This is a genomic window from Martinezella lusitana, from assembly GCF_900094565.1.
GTDB lineage: Bacteria > Pseudomonadota > Alphaproteobacteria > Rhizobiales > Rhizobiaceae > Rhizobium > Rhizobium lusitanum.
The window spans coordinates 59506-75308 of sequence record NZ_FMAF01000005.1 but is presented as its reverse complement, the minus strand read 5'-3'; the positions used below and the strand labels follow the sequence as shown (position 1 = coordinate 75308).

The window sequence follows — 15803 nt, the reverse complement described above, 5'->3', positions numbered from 1 at the left end:
AAGCATTGGGGGACTATGCTGCGCGGATCGCGCCCTTATGTTCATGCGCTGGTTCAGATTAACGACACATGAACATTTTCTCACATTCGCGAGAGCAACCATACCTTGAACCAAATTTCGTCAAAATACCACACACATCTGCATGAAATTTGCCGATAGCGGCTCGAAAACCGCCATTGTATCGCACCGGCAACCCTTTCATCGGCAGGAATGCAAGACTCTGTTGTTGCAGTACAAAAAAGCCCTGGCAAAGCGGATTTTCTATTCTCAGCCGATTGGGGAACGGATGGGCAGGAGGCTTCGAAGCCGCTCGTCGCGAAGACAAAGACCTTCCCAGGCCAAGATGCCCAAAAGCAAACTGATAAGTTGTGGCGGAGACCTGCCTCTCCGAGACGAAAATGGACGCAGATAGCACCGCCCGGAAGCCGTCGTCAGGATTACGCCAAGAATTGCGGTGCGTGGAATAGCATAAAGAATCGTGCAAACGAGGACGATCAGGCCGAGATTGCGCTGAACACACACTCGACCCACGAGGCTCTGCGAGAGTTTGCATTCACAGACATTCCATCCAGACTAGGGCCGAAAAAATCGGCGCCCGAAGGCGCGTGCAATAAAATTGCACACTCCGCTGATGCAGCTCGTTCACTCTCTCAGACTTGGGAAAAAAGAACGGCTGCGTGATCTCGCAGCAGCAACGTGACGTCAATCGGCCGCCCGACCCCGTTCTAAATTAACGGCAGTCGCGTTCTTCTTGGGTGTCTACAGTATCCGTGATGACAATCAAGTGCGATCGGCTTACTGCGAAAAGATTGCTCTTAATCTGTCCAGATCGACATCTCGCACATCGGCCGGCACTTCGGTTGCAGAGTGAGCCCTGAACCACTCCGCCGCTTCCCGCACACGATCGCCATGCGGCGGTGGATAAGCACCCAGACGCAGGACCCATTCTCGGACTGTTTCTCTCTCCATGCGCCCTTTTTCGTATCGGTCGCAAACGGTCTTTGCCGACGCTATCAGATCGTTGATTTTCGACATCTCACCCGTTCTCGTTTCACCCACCACTCCCCGGGCCGGCGTCCCCTTCAACGGGGAGTTTGCGGCAAATCACAAGATGCGATCGTGTCGTCGCCGCTGGCCGGCGATTTCAGATTCAGCTTCCAGGGATCGGCACCGAAATATATCTGCTTTTCTATGAGAGAGCTCTCAATGGTTCGGCAGAGTTCTTGAGCGTCCCCACCTCTCGTCGCGACAGAGACCGTGACCGTTTTCGTTTCTTCGGAATAGGTGCACGGCGATAACGAAATGGTCGTGTCCACTGCTCGGCAAAGCGTTTTCGCATTCGAGACGGAATCGGTATCAGCCAAAGCGTGTCCGGCGCTGATCGATACACACAAAGCCAAAACCATCCATTGGCGCATCATTTTTATTGTTCCTTAGAGTCAAGCTTTTCGCCCGACCCAAGCGCAAATAGCCGGGCTGCGCAACCGAAAAGACCGTCGTGGCTTCCCTGCTGATCGCGCAGGCGCGCCCAGGCGACGCCGTCTCCAGAATAACCACCATCGAGGAAGGGGATGCCGGCGGCTTGACCGCGGCGTGGATATCATCGACGATGATGACTTCAGAGGTGGCGAGGAAGAAAATCTGTATTCTTTATAATACAGAAAAAACGAACTCTTCTCAGAAAGAGTGGCTCCCCGGGCCGGATTCGAACCGGCGACCTGTCGATTAACAGTCGAATGCTCTACCGCTGAGCTACCAGGGAATGCGCTTGGCGCGGTGTGAGTGGGCTAATACAAACGCTTGCCCGATTTGCCAAGCGGTTTTTTCAAAAAAATCGAATTCTCTTGCATTATTTCGCCGCCTCACCATTTCCTGTGGATGACTGATCAAAGCGAAACGACAACAAATGCCGATCGAAATGGCCGGAAAACCCGCCGTTTCGGCATTGATCCCTCAACTCGCGAGCTTGTTTTCGGCTCTGTGAGAATTCCCCTGCCCCGATCGCGGCTTGCGCGCGTCGGCGTCGGCATTGCCCTCATCTTCGGCGGACTGCTTGGCTTCATGCCGGTGCTCGGCTTCTGGATGCTGCCGCTTGGCTTCATCGTGCTGTCACATGATATGCCGGTCGTCCGTCGCTGGCGCCGGCGTTTTGCGGTGTGGTGGACAAAACGCCGCCGCCCGGCGAACTGATCCTCTTTCTAGCTCCCGCCGACAGGCCGGGCGGGATTGCCGACCACGGTAGCACCCGCTGCGACATCTCTTGTCACGACCGAGCCGGCCCCCACGATCGCCCCGTCGCCGATCGTCGCGCCACCTAGAATAATGGCTCCGCCCCCGATCCACACATCCCTGCCGATCGTAACCGGTCGCGCAATCTCCATGCCGGCGCGCCGCTTCTCCGGGTCCCTGTGGTGTTCCGCACAATATATATGAACGCCCGGCCCCAGCATGCTGCCTTCGCCGATGCGCACGCTGCCACTGTCGAGAATGGTGCAGCCTGCATTGAGATAGACCCGCCGACCAAGCGAGATGTTCATCCCATAGGAGCAGTGAAACGGCGCTTCGATGAAAACATTCTCCGCAGCGCGAGCGAAGAGCGCAGCCAAAGCCGGCCCGAGATTGCCGCGCTGCGCTGGCGGCATCGTGTTATGCTCATGCACGGCCTCGCGCGCCCGCCACCGTAACGCATCGAGTTCGGGATCGAAGCAGCAATACCATTCAGCCGCCGCCATCCTCTGCCTTTCGGTGATGCCCATCGATGCGCCCCTCCGCTGCTTCATGGATTCGTCCGGCGAGATCATGCATCACCATTCAGGCCGCCAGCAAGGAAGATGCAGCCCTTTCGAGGCAAGCAACAATCCCCGCACGAACCGTCCTAGATTACACGTCTTGATCAGCGCCATCTCAAATACTTGATCATTCAAAGTTCGGCCGCCCGAAAACCCTCGCATCGACTGAAAATGGCTGTCGATACGGGATTTTTGCCCTCAACAAACTGTCACACAGCTTGTCTATAACGCCGCTACCGCGGACTTGCGCAAGACCACCGGTTCCGAGCTTTCAAAAAGGAAATAGGGATTATGTCGAAACTTAAAAACTACATTTCGGCTGCCGCCGCCGGCGTCATGAGCTTAGCGCTGGCCCTGCCTGCTGCTGCTGCTCCGACCAAGTTCGATTTCTGGTTCGGCCTGTCGGGCGACCTCGAGCGCGTCGTTCAGACGATGTGCAAGAACTTCAACGAGTCGCAGAAGGACTATGAAGTCGTCTGCACCAGCCAGGGCAATTACGACGCCACTTTGCAGAACACCATTGCCGCCTTCCGCGCTGGCAAGCAGCCTGCAGTCGTCCAGGTCTATGACGCCGGCACCGCAACGATGATGCTCTCCGGCGCCTATTACCCTGCCGGCAAGCTGATGTCCGAAAATGGCTACAAGATCGACTGGAACGACTACTTCCCCGGCATTGCGCGCTATTACGCAACGTCGAAGGGCGAGCTGCTCTCCTTCCCGTTCAACTCTTCGACCGCCCTGCTCTATTGGAACAAGGACGCTTTTGCCAAGATCGGCAAGACTGAAGCTCCGAAGACCTGGGAAGAAGCCGCAGACGACATGAAGGCGCTCAAGGGTGCCGGCTATGAATGCCCGATGGCGATCAACATCTCCGGCAACGAAAGCTGGCAGCTGATGGAGCAGTTCTCCGCGCTCCACAACCAGCCGATCGCCACCAAGAATAACGGCTATGACGGTCTCGACGCCCGTCTGACTGTTAACAAGACCAAATTCGTCAAGTACGTTACCGACCTCAAGAGCTGGTACGATCAGGGCCTCATCAAGATCAAGTCGAAGGATCTCGGCCAGGACATGGTTCAGGCCTTCGCATCGGGCGATTGCCAGATGATCATGACCTCGGTCGGCGACCACGGTACGGTCGGCAAGACGCAGAAGGCAGGCATGAACTGGGATGTCGCCGAGCTTCCGGTCTACGCCGGCACCGAACGCAAGAACTCGCTGGTCGGCGGTGCTTCGCTCTGGGTTCTCTCCGGCAAGTCCTCCGATGAATACAAGGGCGCCGCCGCGTTCCTGAACTTCATCCACGACCCCAAGACCGCTCTCTTCTGGTCGACCAACACCGGCTACATCCCGGTCACGAATTCCGGCTTCGAATTCATGAAGTCCTCCGGCTTCTATAGCAAGGCTCCCTACAAGGGCCGCGAAGTCGCGATCGCCAGCCTGACCGCCTCCGAGCCGACCCCGATCACCCGCGGCATCCGTCTCGGCAACTTCACGCAGATCCGCGCCGAATTCGGCAACCAGATGCAGGCGATCTTCGCCAATAAGGTCGGCGTCCAGGAAGGCATCGACAACTTGGTCAAGAATGGTGACGCCGTCCTTGAGCGCTTCGAAGCCACCTACAAGGGCAAGCAGCTGCCGTAAGCAGCAAACCTCATAACAGACAGCGTCCGCCGGGGCCTCCCGGCGGACGTTCGTTATGAGAGCGAGAGTGGCATCGGGACCCTAAGCCGGAAGAGACCATGGAAAAGCGCATAACTTTCAACAAATGGAGCGTTGGCATCCTGTTCGCAGTGCCGCAGTTGCTCCTCATCTTCACCTTTTTCTATTGGCCGGCCGGTCAAGCGGTCTTCTGGTCATTGACGCTGCAGCAGCCCTGGGGCGGCGGCAACATCTGGGTCGGGCTCGACAATTTCAAAGCCATCCTCGCCAGTTCCGATTACTGGAACTCGGTCACGATCAGCATCATTTTCGCCGGTATCAGCACCGGTATTGCCATGGGCGGCGGTCTCATATTCGCAGCCCTGACCGATCGACAGCTGCGCGGTTCGAAAATCTACCGCGTAGTCCTGATCTGGCCCTATGGCATCGCGGCTCCCGCAGCGGCGATGGCCTTCCGCTTCATTCTGGCGCCGGAAGCCGGCCTCATCGCCGTGGTCAATCAGTGGTGGCCGGGCATATGGGATCCGGGCCTCGACGGCAACGCAGCCATGGCTTGCATCATCGCCGCCTTCTCGTGGAAATATATCGGCTATAGCTTCATCTTCTTCCTTGCTGCCTTTCAGGCCATTCCACGCTCGTTGATCGAGGCGGCCGCCATGGACGGCTCAAGCGTGCTTCGACGCTTCTGGGATATCCAATTTCCGTTGATCACACCGACGATCTTCTTCCTGCTGGTCATCAACATCACCGAGAGCTTCCAGGATTCGTTCGGCATCGTCGACATCATGACATCCGGCGGCCCGCACAACTCGACCAATCTCATGGTCTACAAGATCTATTCCGATGGCTTCAAGGGCCTCGATTTTTCCGGTGCGGCGGCGCAGAGCATCGTTCTGATGCTGCTGATCATCGTGCTTACCATCTTCCAGTTCCGCTTCATCGAGCGGCGCGTGCATTATCGTTGAGGTTGACATGGTCGAGCGCACACCCATCCTTAATTTCTTCACCCATCTGATCCTGCTCATCGGCTTCCTGATGGCAGTGGGACCTTTGGTCATCGTCGCTATCGCCGCATCCCATAATCTGGCCGATGTCAACAAGGTGCCGATGTCGCTGATCCCCGGCGCTGATTTCTGGGTCAACATGAAGACGGCCTGGACGACCGCCAAACTCGGCCCCAAGCTGCTGAACAGCCTGATCTTCGCCACCGGTGTTGCGGTGGGAAAGGTATTTATTTCGGCGATCACTGCCTTTTCGCTGGTCTATTTCCGCTATCCAGGCCGCCACTTCATCTTCTGGCTTATCTTCATAACGCTGATGCTGCCGCTCGAAGTCCGTATCGTGCCGACCTATGCTGTTGCCGCCAACGTCCTGTCGCCCTACCAGGGGCTTCTCGACATCACCGGCATCACCTGGCTCATCGAGAAGGTTACAGGCGTTCAGGTTGCGCTGAACCTGGGTTTGCTTAACTCCTTCCCAGGCCTCATTCTGCCGCTGGTCGCCACAGCGACCGGCACCTTCCTCTATCGCCAGTTCTTCCTGACCATACCGGACGAGCTGACCGAGGCCGCCCGCATGGACGGCGCAGGATCGCTGCGCTTCTTCATCGACATCCTGATGCCGCTGTCGCGCACCAATATGGCAGCACTCGGCACCATCATGTTCCTCTGGGCCTGGAACCAGTATCTCTGGCCGCTGCTGGTCACCACCGATCCTGCGCATGCAACCGCGGTCACCGAACTCAAGCAGCTCATCCCGAACGTGGGCGGCCTTCCCGAGTGGCACATTGCCATGGCCGGCACGCTGATCGTCATGCTGCCGCCGCTCCTCGTCGTGGTCCTGATGCAGCGCTGGTTCGTTCGCGGCCTGATCTCCACCGAGAAGTGATCGGATTGCCTGCCGCCCTTCCTTGAGCGGCAGGCAATTCACACCCACTCCTTTGTGGGGGGCGGATTAGTCGTGGCGGACAAGAACATTCTTCTCAGAGACATGAGCTTGGCCGTGGCCGGCTGATCGGGCTGGCGCGTAGACAATATGGCTAGACCCATCAGGGTATCGGCTGCGAGCTGGAAGTTGACGCAAGCATCGCAGCGGCGACGAAATGTGCCGTGCCGATCCCGGGCAGATTCGACCCTAAGGCCGCCACCCCTCTTCTCCTCATTCAAGCAAAAAGCCCGGAAATCGATCATGATTTCCGGGCGCTCTTGCTGAAAATTGATGTCTGAAATTAGTGTGCCATCACCTTCAAGGGCGTGACGGAAGCAACGGCGTCGAGCCGCAAACCGGTATCTTGGGCGAAGAGGTGCGTGTGCTGTTGCGGCAGTTCCAGACCAACGGACTGACCGGTCTGCCCGGTCGTGTGATCGGCCACAGCGATGGCGAAGCTCGATCCGTTGATATCGCAATGGATGACGCGGCCGGCGCCGAGCTCCTCGACGAAGTCGACCGTCGCCGGAATGGCGCCGGGTGTGCCTGCCGGCACGAGACGCGCCTGTTCAGGGCGGATGCCGAGAGCAACCGGCTGGCCTGCATGACGCTTGCCGATATTGGCATCAATGCCGATCGGCAGGCCATCGAAGATGAACTGTTCGCCGTTCGCCGAGAACGTGCCTTCCAGGAAATTCATCGCCGGCGAGCCGATGAACGAACCGACGAAGCGGGTGCGCGGCGTGTTGTAGATTTCAAGGGGAGTGCCGACCTGTTCGACATTGCCCTTGTACATGACCACCAGCTTGTCGGCGAGCGTCATGGCCTCGACCTGATCGTGGGTCACGAAAACCGACGTGGCCGAAAGGCGCTTGTGCAGGCGCCGGATCTCGACGCGCATCTGCACGCGCAGCTTGGCATCGAGGTTGGAGAGTGGTTCGTCGAAAAGGAAGACCTTCGGCTCGCGGATGATGGCGCGGCCCATGGCGACGCGCTGACGCTGGCCGCCGGAAAGCTCGGCCGGCTTGCGGGCGAGGAAGTCTTCCAGGCCGACGATCTTGGCGGTTTCCTTGATGCGGCGGTCACGCTCCTCGCGCGGCACGCCTGCAACCTTCAGCGCGTAGCCCATGTTGGCGGCGACATCCATATGCGGATAGAGCGCATAATTCTGGAAGACCATGGCGCACCCGCGCTCGCGCGGCTCGAGCTGATTGACAACCTTGCCGTCGATGACGATCTCGCCCGACGAAATATCCTCAAGGCCGGCAATCATGCGCAGCAGGGTGGACTTGCCGCAGCCGGAAGGGCCAAGAATGACGACAAACTCGCCCGAACGAAAGTTCAGGTCGACGCCGTGGACCACCTGGTTGCGTCCGTAGGCCTTGTGAACTTGTTCGATCCGGATTTCCGCCATGTTGTTCTTTCCCACCTGTCAATTCTGGGCCGCCAATTGCTTGGACTGCTAGCGAATTTGCATTACAGAACAGTGACAAGGATCCTTATATCACAAGAGGCATCCCGATTTCCTCACGAGAGTTGCGCTGGCGATTCCATGGCGATACGTGCGTTGGTGGAACCATTTCGCCACCCGCGCCGTATATGGCTGCGAAGGCAATGAAGCATATGAAGAATGCGGCACAGACGACCGGCGAGAACCATGACATCCTCCACCGATGAGCCGAATCCCATTCTCCTGTGGTTCCGCAAGGATCTCCGCCTTGACGACAATCACGCCCTGCAGGCTGCCGCAGCATCGGGCCGACCCGTTGTCCCCATCTATATCAGGGAGCCGGAAGCGAAGGGCTGCGGGCCGCTCGGGGCAGCACAGCGGTGGTGGCTCCATCATTCCCTCGCCGCCTTAGATAAAAGCCTCCACGGCCTCGGCAGCAAGCTTGTTCTGCGAACGGGCGATGCGCTGTCGGTCATTGAAAGGCTTCTTGAGGAGACGGGTGCAGAGGCCATCGTCTGGAACCGACGGTATGACCCCGCCGGCATGGCGGTGGATGTGGGCGTCAAGAAGACCTTGCGCGATGCCGGCATGAAGGCAAACAGCTTTGCCGGTCAGCTACTGCATGAGCCGTCACGCGTGCGCACCGGCACCGGCAACCCGTACAAGACCTACACGCCGTTCTGGCGGGCGCTGGAGCAGTTCGGCGAGCCGCCCTTTCCGATCGACGCACCTGCAAAGCTCTGCGCGCCCGGCCACTGGCCGCTATCGGATGCGCTCGACTCATGGTCGCTGCTGCCCACCAAGCCGAACTGGGCCTCGAATTTCCCGGATATGTGGGTGCCTGGCGAGGCTGCGGCACGCGGGAAGCTGGGCGACTTCATCGAGACCGCGCTCGACAGCTATGCGGTCGAGCGCGATTTTCCCGACAAGCCGGCAACATCCATGCTGTCGCCGCACCTGGCGCTCGGCGAGATTTCCCCGGCCCGGATATGGCACGCTACGCGAGGTCTTCCCAAAAACATCCCGACGGACAATATCGTGCGCTTTCGCAAGGAAGTCGCCTGGCGGGAATTCTGCTACCATCAGCTCTTCCACTTCCCCAACCTCAACTCTGCCAATTGGAACGATCGATATGACGACTTTCCATGGCGCTCGGATGCGCAGCTTTTCGACAGTTGGCGACGTGGGCAAACAGGATATCCGATCGTCGATGCCGGCATGCGGCAGCTCTGGCGCCATGGCTGGATGCACAATCGCGTCCGCATGATCGTCGCCTCCTTCCTGATCAAGGATCTGCTGATCGACTGGCGCGAGGGGGAAGCCTGGTTCCGCGACACGCTTGTCGATGCCGACCCGGCCGCTAACGCCGCAAACTGGCAATGGGTGGCGGGCTCAGGTGCGGATGCGTCGCCCTTCTTCCGTATCTTCAATCCGGTGCTGCAGGGTGAAAAATTCGATTCGGATGGCGGCTATATCAGAACCTTCGTGCCGGAACTGGCCGATCTCGACAACAAGTATATCCATCGGCCATTTGAAGCGCCTGACGATGTGCTGAGACGCGCAGGCGTGACGCTTGGCCAACACTATCCGCGGCCGATCGTCGATCACGCTCTGGCACGGCGACGCGCGCTCGATGCGCTCGCGTCGCTGAAGAATGATGAGTAGACGCTATTCCGCCGGATGCGGCGTTGCTCGCGTGTCGACCGACCGCCGTTTAGCGCCGCTCCCCAGAAAATATCTGACTACACGGAAATAGAGGCTATAGGGCAGCAGCTTCAACAGCTTTGCCCGGTAGACCAGACTCTTCGGGAAGCAGATATCGAAAGCCGGGGATTTCAATCCGGCAGCGATCGCATCGGCCGCCTCGTTGGCGGACAGAATGCCCGGCATGGCGAATTTGTTCTTCGCCGTCAGCGGCGCTTCAACATAGCCGGGGGTCACAAGCTGGATATGGATGCCCATACGATCGAGCTCGAAGTTCAGGCTTTCCGCCATGTTGATCAAGGCAGCCTTGGTGGCGCCGTAAGCGGCACAGCCGGGAAGACCGGCATAACCCGCAACGGAAGAGACGATGGCGATCTGGCCATATCCTCTGGCCCGCATATGCCGCACCGCCGGAACGAGACAGTTGACGACACCATGGAGATTGACGGCAAAACTGCGGTCGAAAACCTCGTGGTTCAAGTCCTCGCCGCGCGCCGGCAGATAGATGCCGGCATTGAGAACCGCCAAGGCAACAGCGCCGTGCTGATATTCGATCGCGGCGACGGTGTGCTCCATGTCTTCGGCCTGGGTCACGTCGCCATCGAGCACGACGATGCTGCCGGGAAGTTCGCTCGCCTCCGCCTGCAATGCCAAAAGCTTGTCGTGGCTGCGGGCCGTTACGGCCACTTTATACCCTTCGCCCGCCAGTTTCAGTGCCAGCGCTCGGCCCATGCCGGAACTGGCGCCGGTGATCCAGACGACTCCGTGTTCAGGACGCGCAATGAACGGGCTCATGGCTCTTCTCCTTGGCTGACGGCCGCCTACATCAAACACTCAACCGCGGCCGCCCGTAGCATTTTAGAAATAACGTATCATTGTGGCCGCTTTCGGCCAGTCTGTTGCCTTCGATGCGGAAATCTATGTCACCAATCAGGGACAAGTGAAGGGCCGCGACGCGTAGGCGATTAGTGTCGCCCAAGTTGAATTTTGCAGGCCGAACGAAGAGCGAGGAACAGAATTTCTTGCCTATGCCGCCTTGTGAAGGGAAAAGACCGTTCTTACAGTAGTCGTGAACAGAAGGCAGATTCCATGACCGTCCACCCCTCCGTCCTCGAAGCAATTGGCAATACGCCGCTGATCAAGCTCAAGGGCGCCTCCGAGGCGACGGGCTCGACCATTCTCGGCAAGGCCGAGTTCCTGAACCCCGGTCAGTCGGTCAAGGATCGCGCCGCGCTCTACATCATTCGCGATGCCGAGAAGAAGGGGCTGCTCAGGCCCGGCGGCGTCATCGTCGAGGGCACGGCGGGTAATACGGGTATCGGCCTCACGCTGGTCGCCAAGGCGCTCGGCTATCGCACGGTGATCGTCATTCCGGAGACCCAGAGCCAGGAAAAGAAGGATGCGCTGAAGCTGCTCGGCGCGGAACTGGTCGAGGTCCCAGCGGTTCCCTACAAGAACCCGAACAATTATGTGAAGCTGTCCGGCCGGCTTGCCGAGCAATTGGCGAAGACGGAGCCGAACGGCGCGATCTGGGCGAACCAGTTCGACAACGTCGCCAACCGGCAGGCGCATATAGAGACAACCGCCAAGGAAATCTGGGCCGACACGTCAGGCAAGGTCGATGGCTTCATCTGCTCGGTCGGCTCCGGCGGCACACTGGCCGGCGTCGCCATGGGCCTGCATGCCTTCAACAAGGACATCAAGATCGGCATCGCCGACCCGGAAGGCGCTGCGCTCTATGAGTTCTACAAGAACGGCGAGTTGAAGTCCTCCGGCTCCTCGATCACCGAGGGCATCGGTCAGGGCCGCGTGACGGCCAATCTGGAGGGCTTTACTCCCGACTTCGCCTACCAGATCACCGATGCCGAAGCCCTGCCCTACCTCTTCGACCTCGTCGAATACGAAGGCCTGTGCCTTGGCGGCTCGACGGCCATCAACATTGCCGGCGCCGTGCGTCTTGCCAGGGATCTAGGCCCAGGACATACGATCGTGACTGTTCTGTGCGATTACGGCAATCGCTATCAGTCCAAGCTCTTCAATCCGGACTTCCTGAAGTCGAAGGGCCTGCCGCTGCCGGCCTATCTTGAAAAACGGGCGGATATTTCCGTCCCATACGAAACAGTAGCGTGATCCCATGGCCGTGAATGCCCTCTACCGTGACGATTTCTACCTCTCGACCGCCGAAGCGGTCGTGACCGCGATCCACGAGGATGGGGGCATCGAGCTCGATCAGACCTGCTTTTACGCCACCTCCGGCGGCCAGCCGGGCGATACCGGTTTCTTCGAGCGCGCCGATGGCTCCAAGATCATGCTCGGCCAGACCAGGCACGGGCCGATCAAGGACATCATCATTCATGTGCCGCTCGAGGGCGAGGCGCAGCCCATCCTCGGCGAAAAGCTGGTGTTGCACGTCGACTGGCCGCGTCGCTACAAGCTGATGCGCATGCATACGGCCTGTCACTTGCTCTCGGTCGTCTGCCCCTATCCGATTACGGGTGCTGCGGTCGGCGAGGATGAAAGTCGGGTCGATTTCGACATGAGCGAGACGATCGACAAGGACGAGGTGACCGCCAGGATGATGGCGCTGGTCAACGAAAACCATCCCGTTTTCCTCCGGTGGATCACCGACGAGGAGCTGGCCGCCAATCCGGGTATCGTCAAATCCAAGAATGTGCGCCCGCCGATCGGCCTCGGCCGCGTCAGCCTTGTCTGCATCGGAGATGACTCCGCCGTTGACAGCCAGCCCTGTGGCGGCACACATGTGTCGGAGACGCAGGAGGTCGGAGCGATTCACATCGCCAAGATCGAGAAGAAGGGCAAGGAAAACCGCCGTTTCCGCATCCGTTTCGGCGCCCCGACCGACGAAAACTGACGCCGGCAAGCGTCGATATCCCGACACCGAGATCAAGAAACCATAGCAGGGAGAGATCATCATGGCAGCGGACAAAAGCCGTTTCGTCGTATCCGCGGACTGGCTGCAGAGCGAGCTGGGTGCCAAGGACCTGCGCATCCTCGACGCCTCCTTCTATCTGCCGGCGCAGAAGCGCAATGCCGATGCCGAATATGCCGGCGGCCATATTCCGGGCGCGATCCGCTTCGATCAGGACAAGATCGCCGATCACTCGACCAACCTGCCGCATATGGTGCCCTCGCCCGAGCTCTTTGCGGCAGAGGTCGGCAAGCTCGGCATCAGCGAGACCGATCGCATCGTCGTCTATGACGGCCCCGGCCTGTTTGCCTCGCCGCGCGTCTGGTGGCTGTTCCACATCGTCATGGGCGCGCCGAACGTCTTCGTGCTCGATGGAGGGCTCGACGGCTGGAAGGCCGAAGGTCGGCCGCTGGAAACGGCACTTCCGACATTCGAACCCGCAACCTTCAAGCCGAATTTCAATGGCAGCCGCGTCGTTGCGCTCGACGAGATGCGAGATATCGTCGACAGCCGTTCCCTGCAGATCGCCGATGCCCGCAGCGCCGGCCGCTTTGCTGCTGTGGAACCGGAACCGCGCGAAGGCATGCGCTCCGGCCACATGCCGGGCGCCAAGAGCCTGCCATCGGGCGTCTTCGCCACCAACGGCAAGTTCAAGTCGCTGCCCGAGCTGCGTGAGACCATAGAAAAGGCCGGCATCGATCTCGACAAGCCCGTCGTGACCACCTGCGGCTCCGGCATTACCGCCGCCATCATCACATTGGCGCTCGAATCGCTCGGCCACAGCGGCAACAAGCTCTACGATGGCTCATGGTCTGAGTGGGGCAGCCGCGCGGACACACCGATCGCTACCGGTCAAGATTGAGCATGGCATCCGTGAAAACGCCTTCGTCGATCAAAGTCCACATCACCCGTCTGGAAATGACCGCGCCGCCCAAGACGAGCCTGGCGATGCCGGTCAATATTCAGACGGCTATAATGCGTGCGCCGGGCATTCCGCTGCCCTTCTATCGCTATCTCTACCGTCAGGTCGGGGCTCGCTGGCATTGGGTCGACCGGCTGCGCATGTCTGACGAGGAGCTGACGGCGATCCTTCACGATCAGCGCAACGATATCAGCGTGCTTTATGTCAACGGCGCTCCGGCCGGCTTCTTCGAATATTTCCGCCAGGACGAGGAAACCATCGAACTCAGCCATTTCGGCCTCATGGAGCATGCGCTCGGCCTCGGCATCGGCAAATGGTTCCTGCTCCAGTCGCTGTACGCCATATGGACGCTGAACCCGCAACGGATCATAACGACCACAAACGATCTCGATCATCCGCGAGCGCTTCAGCTCTACCAGATGTTCGGCTTTTCGCCGATTTCCACCGGCCAAGGCATTGTCAGGCCGTTGAGCGATAAAGAACTGCTGGAGTTCGCCAAGAACAACTAGCGGCAGGAATCGGGTGGCTTCGCGCGATGGCCTAAGGCATCACATGGTAAACCCCACAAGGAGATTTCCATGTCCACCATCGCCTTTTCCGCCATGCCGACATCCGACGCCGAAATGCTCTGGAACGGAGGTACGGACGCCTATGGTCACCAGCCGGAGACCATGATCTCCGACGGCCCCGGCCATCCCTGCCGCCATTGCCTGCGCAATATCGATGCCGGCGAGGAGCTTTTCGTCTTCGCCTATCGGCCCTTCCCTGAATTGCAACCCTATGCGGAGACCGGCCCGATCTTCCTGCACAAGACGCCCTGCAAACGCTACGAGGCGGAAGAAGTCCTGCCGCCGGTGCTGGCAACCAGCCGGGATTTCATCGTGCGCGGCTACGGCAAGAACAACCGCATCGTCTACGGAACAGGTGCCGTGACGCCAATCGGCGATATTCCCGCCTATGCCACGTCGCTGCTCGAGCGCGCGGACATCGCCTATGTCCATGTCCGCTCGGCGCGCAACAATTGCTATCAGTGCCGGATAGACCGCGTATAACCCAGCGGTTATGCGCTATTTAAATGCTACTGCGTCCTTTGCGCGCCAAAAGGGCGCGCGGCGCAGTAGAAAGAAGCGCCGGCATATGCTGATGCCGGCGCCTCCATCTGACGTGAGCGCGATGGGCTTTACGCCACGTTCAGGATGCTTTCGGGCGCGACGGCTTCATAGCCAAGCGCTTCGGCCACCGGCTTGTTGGTAATGCGGCCCTTGTGCACGTTGAGGCCATTGCGGAGGTGCTTGTCTTCGGCGATGGCGCGCAGACCGCGATCAGCCAATGCGAGGCCGTGATAGATGGTGGCGTTGTTCAAGGCATGCGCCGAGGTGACCGGAACCGCGCCCGGCATGTTGGCGACACAGTAATGCACAACGCCTTCGACCACGTAGGTCGGGTCCGAATGGGTTGTGGCATGCGAGGTTTCGAAGCAGCCGCCCTGATCGATGGCGACATCGACGATGACGGAGCTGCTCTTCATGCCCGACAGCATCTCACGCGTGACGAGCTTCGGCGCGGCGGCACCGGGGATCAAGACGGCGCCGATCACGAGATCGGCGGTGAAGACCTCCTCTTCCAGCGCCTGGATGCTGGAATAGCGCGTGTGGACGCGACCGTTGAAGATATCGTCCAGCTGGCGCAGCCGTGGCAGGGAACGATCGAGGATGCTGACATCGGCGCCGAGACCGGCCGCCATCTTGGCGGCATGCAGACCGACCACACCGCCGCCGATGATGGCGACCTTGGCCGGCAGCACACCCGGCACGCCCCCGAGCAGGATGCCGAGACCGCCATTGGCCTTCTGCAACGCCGTCGCGCCCGCCTGGATCGATAGACGGCCGGCGACCTCGGACATCGGCGCCAGCAACGGCAGGCCGCCGCGCTCATCGGTGACGGTCTCATAGGCGATGGCGGTTACGCCGGAGGCGAGCAGGCCCTTGGTCTGCTCAGGATCGGGTGCCAGATGCAGATATGTGTAGAGAAGCTGGCCGTCGCGAAGCTGCGCCCATTCGGAGGGCTGCGGCTCCTTGACCTTGACGATCATGTCGCACTTCTCGAAAATATCCTTGGCGCTTGCAGCGATCTTGGCGCCGGCGGCGGCATAGGCATGGTCATCGGCGCCGATGCCGGCACCGGCCTTCGTCTCGACCCAGACCTCGTGGCCGTGGGCGACATATTCACGAACGGATGCCGGCGTCAGGCCGACGCGATATTCGTGGTTCTTGATTTCCTTCGGGCAACCAACGCGCATTTCATTCCTCCTCGAATGCTTTTGCGTATGCAATTTCTCCAAGGGAAATCAGACCACCTCCGCCCTGAAATGTCCTTGCAAAGACGATTTGCGTTACGGTCATTTTTCGTGATTTATTGCGC

At 59.6% G+C, this 15803-nt stretch carries 16 protein-coding genes and 1 tRNA gene; 10 read left to right on the top strand and 7 right to left on the bottom strand.

Going from position 1 to position 15803, the window contains the following annotated elements; all coding sequences use genetic code 11:
• Nucleotides 1–795: 795 nt before the first annotated feature.
• The 3 genes from GA0061101_RS40885 to GA0061101_RS12535 all read right to left on the bottom strand — a co-directional run bounded on the left by GA0061101_RS40885 (nt 796) and on the right by GA0061101_RS12535 (nt 1762).
• On the bottom strand, nt 796–1035 hold the full coding sequence (locus GA0061101_RS40885) for a hypothetical protein (protein ID WP_037201750.1): 240 nt from the start codon (nt 1033–1035) through the stop codon (nt 796–798).
• A 47-nt stretch (nt 1036–1082) separates the two neighbouring features.
• On the bottom strand, nt 1083–1421 hold the full coding sequence (locus GA0061101_RS12540) for a hypothetical protein (RefSeq protein ID WP_092573668.1): 339 nt from the start codon (nt 1419–1421) through the stop codon (nt 1083–1085).
• Between the two features lie 266 nt (nt 1422–1687).
• Nucleotides 1688–1762 (bottom strand) — tRNA-Asn (locus tag GA0061101_RS12535).
• 116 nt (nt 1763–1878) lie between these two features.
• Between GA0061101_RS12535 and GA0061101_RS12530 the strand changes: the two genes are divergently transcribed.
• Nucleotides 1879–2190, top strand: coding sequence for a membrane protein (locus GA0061101_RS12530; RefSeq protein ID WP_037199979.1), 312 nt, complete (start codon nt 1879–1881; stop codon nt 2188–2190).
• An 8-nt stretch (nt 2191–2198) separates the two neighbouring features.
• Here the strand turns inward: GA0061101_RS12530 and GA0061101_RS12525 are convergent, their stop codons facing one another.
• On the bottom strand, nt 2199–2756 hold the full coding sequence (locus tag GA0061101_RS12525) for a sugar O-acetyltransferase (RefSeq protein WP_092573853.1): 558 nt from the start codon (nt 2754–2756) through the stop codon (nt 2199–2201).
• Between the two features lie 324 nt (nt 2757–3080).
• On the opposite strand from GA0061101_RS12525, the gene GA0061101_RS12520 reads away from it, so the two are divergent.
• From GA0061101_RS12520 to GA0061101_RS12510, 3 genes are all read left to right on the top strand, one after another.
• Complete coding sequence (locus GA0061101_RS12520) at nt 3081–4433, top strand: extracellular solute-binding protein (protein ID WP_092573667.1); 1353 nt, start codon at nt 3081–3083, stop codon at nt 4431–4433.
• Between the two features lie 98 nt (nt 4434–4531).
• Nucleotides 4532–5416 carry an ABC transporter permease subunit gene (locus GA0061101_RS12515; RefSeq protein WP_092573666.1) on the top strand — a complete coding sequence of 295 codons (885 nt, stop codon included), beginning with the start codon at nt 4532–4534 and terminating at the stop codon, nt 5414–5416.
• Nucleotides 5417–5423: 7 nt separating this feature from the next.
• The gene (locus GA0061101_RS12510; protein WP_092573665.1) at nt 5424–6338 is read left to right on the top strand and encodes an ABC transporter permease subunit; all 915 of its coding nucleotides are present in this window, start codon (nt 5424–5426) and stop codon (nt 6336–6338) included.
• Between the two features lie 340 nt (nt 6339–6678).
• Here the strand turns inward: GA0061101_RS12510 and GA0061101_RS12500 are convergent, their stop codons facing one another.
• A complete protein-coding gene (locus tag GA0061101_RS12500) occupies nt 6679–7791 on the bottom strand; it encodes a sn-glycerol-3-phosphate import ATP-binding protein UgpC (RefSeq protein ID WP_092573663.1) in 1113 nt (370 codons plus the stop codon).
• A 243-nt stretch (nt 7792–8034) separates the two neighbouring features.
• Here GA0061101_RS12500 and GA0061101_RS12495 point away from each other — a divergent pair, with 243 nt between their 5' ends.
• Nucleotides 8035–9492 (top strand): cryptochrome/photolyase family protein, encoded by a 1458-nt coding sequence (locus GA0061101_RS12495; RefSeq protein ID WP_092573662.1) that lies wholly within the window; start codon nt 8035–8037, stop codon nt 9490–9492.
• Nucleotides 9493–9495: 3 nt separating this feature from the next.
• Here the strand turns inward: GA0061101_RS12495 and GA0061101_RS12490 are convergent, their stop codons facing one another.
• Entirely contained in the window at nt 9496–10326 is an 831-nt protein-coding gene (locus GA0061101_RS12490) for an SDR family NAD(P)-dependent oxidoreductase (RefSeq protein ID WP_047557854.1), read from the bottom strand.
• A gap of 294 nt (nt 10327–10620) precedes the next feature.
• On the opposite strand from GA0061101_RS12490, the gene GA0061101_RS12485 reads away from it, so the two are divergent.
• The 5 genes from GA0061101_RS12485 (at nt 10621) to GA0061101_RS12465 (ending at nt 14434) form a co-directional block, all read left to right on the top strand.
• Complete coding sequence (locus GA0061101_RS12485; RefSeq protein ID WP_047638013.1) at nt 10621–11661, top strand: cysteine synthase A; 1041 nt, start codon at nt 10621–10623, stop codon at nt 11659–11661.
• A 4-nt stretch (nt 11662–11665) separates the two neighbouring features.
• Nucleotides 11666–12403, top strand: a complete 738-nt coding sequence (locus tag GA0061101_RS12480) for an alanyl-tRNA editing protein (protein ID WP_092573661.1) — start codon at nt 11666–11668, stop codon at nt 12401–12403.
• A gap of 61 nt (nt 12404–12464) precedes the next feature.
• Nucleotides 12465–13322, top strand: coding sequence for a 3-mercaptopyruvate sulfurtransferase (sseA, locus tag GA0061101_RS12475; protein WP_037199890.1), 858 nt, complete (start codon nt 12465–12467; stop codon nt 13320–13322).
• Between the two features lie 2 nt (nt 13323–13324).
• Entirely contained in the window at nt 13325–13891 is a 567-nt protein-coding gene (locus GA0061101_RS12470) for a GNAT family N-acetyltransferase (protein ID WP_037199892.1), read from the top strand.
• 69 nt (nt 13892–13960) lie between these two features.
• Nucleotides 13961–14434: a DUF1203 domain-containing protein gene (locus tag GA0061101_RS12465; RefSeq protein WP_092573660.1), complete on the top strand. Its 474-nt coding sequence runs from the start codon at nt 13961–13963 to the stop codon at nt 14432–14434.
• Nucleotides 14435–14562: 128 nt separating this feature from the next.
• Here the strand turns inward: GA0061101_RS12465 and ald are convergent, their stop codons facing one another.
• A complete protein-coding gene (ald, locus tag GA0061101_RS12460; protein ID WP_092573659.1) occupies nt 14563–15681 on the bottom strand; it encodes an alanine dehydrogenase in 1119 nt (372 codons plus the stop codon).
• Between the last annotated feature and the right edge of the window lie 122 nt (nt 15682–15803).

Coding starts and splice junctions, on each gene's coding strand:
- GA0061101_RS40885 (WP_037201750.1), bottom strand. CDS start 1,035: ATGTCGAAAATCAACGATCTGATAGCGTCGGCAAAGACCGTTTGCGAC.
- sseA (WP_037199890.1), top strand. CDS start 12,465: ATGGCAGCGGACAAAAGCCGTTTCGTCGTATCCGCGGACTGGCTGCAG.
- ald (WP_092573659.1), bottom strand. CDS start 15,681: ATGCGCGTTGGTTGCCCGAAGGAAATCAAGAACCACGAATATCGCGTC.
- GA0061101_RS12540 (WP_092573668.1), bottom strand. CDS start 1,421: ATGATGCGCCAATGGATGGTTTTGGCTTTGTGTGTATCGATCAGCGCC.
- GA0061101_RS12495 (WP_092573662.1), top strand. CDS start 8,035: ATGACATCCTCCACCGATGAGCCGAATCCCATTCTCCTGTGGTTCCGC.
- GA0061101_RS12520 (WP_092573667.1), top strand. CDS start 3,081: ATGTCGAAACTTAAAAACTACATTTCGGCTGCCGCCGCCGGCGTCATG.
- GA0061101_RS12525 (WP_092573853.1), bottom strand. CDS start 2,756: ATGGGCATCACCGAAAGGCAGAGGATGGCGGCGGCTGAATGGTATTGC.
- GA0061101_RS12510 (WP_092573665.1), top strand. CDS start 5,424: ATGGTCGAGCGCACACCCATCCTTAATTTCTTCACCCATCTGATCCTG.
- GA0061101_RS12530 (WP_037199979.1), top strand. CDS start 1,879: ATGACTGATCAAAGCGAAACGACAACAAATGCCGATCGAAATGGCCGG.
- GA0061101_RS12470 (WP_037199892.1), top strand. CDS start 13,325: ATGGCATCCGTGAAAACGCCTTCGTCGATCAAAGTCCACATCACCCGT.
- GA0061101_RS12485 (WP_047638013.1), top strand. CDS start 10,621: ATGACCGTCCACCCCTCCGTCCTCGAAGCAATTGGCAATACGCCGCTG.
- GA0061101_RS12515 (WP_092573666.1), top strand. CDS start 4,532: ATGGAAAAGCGCATAACTTTCAACAAATGGAGCGTTGGCATCCTGTTC.
- GA0061101_RS12490 (WP_047557854.1), bottom strand. CDS start 10,326: ATGAGCCCGTTCATTGCGCGTCCTGAACACGGAGTCGTCTGGATCACC.
- GA0061101_RS12465 (WP_092573660.1), top strand. CDS start 13,961: ATGTCCACCATCGCCTTTTCCGCCATGCCGACATCCGACGCCGAAATG.
- GA0061101_RS12500 (WP_092573663.1), bottom strand. CDS start 7,791: ATGGCGGAAATCCGGATCGAACAAGTTCACAAGGCCTACGGACGCAAC.
- GA0061101_RS12480 (WP_092573661.1), top strand. CDS start 11,666: ATGGCCGTGAATGCCCTCTACCGTGACGATTTCTACCTCTCGACCGCC.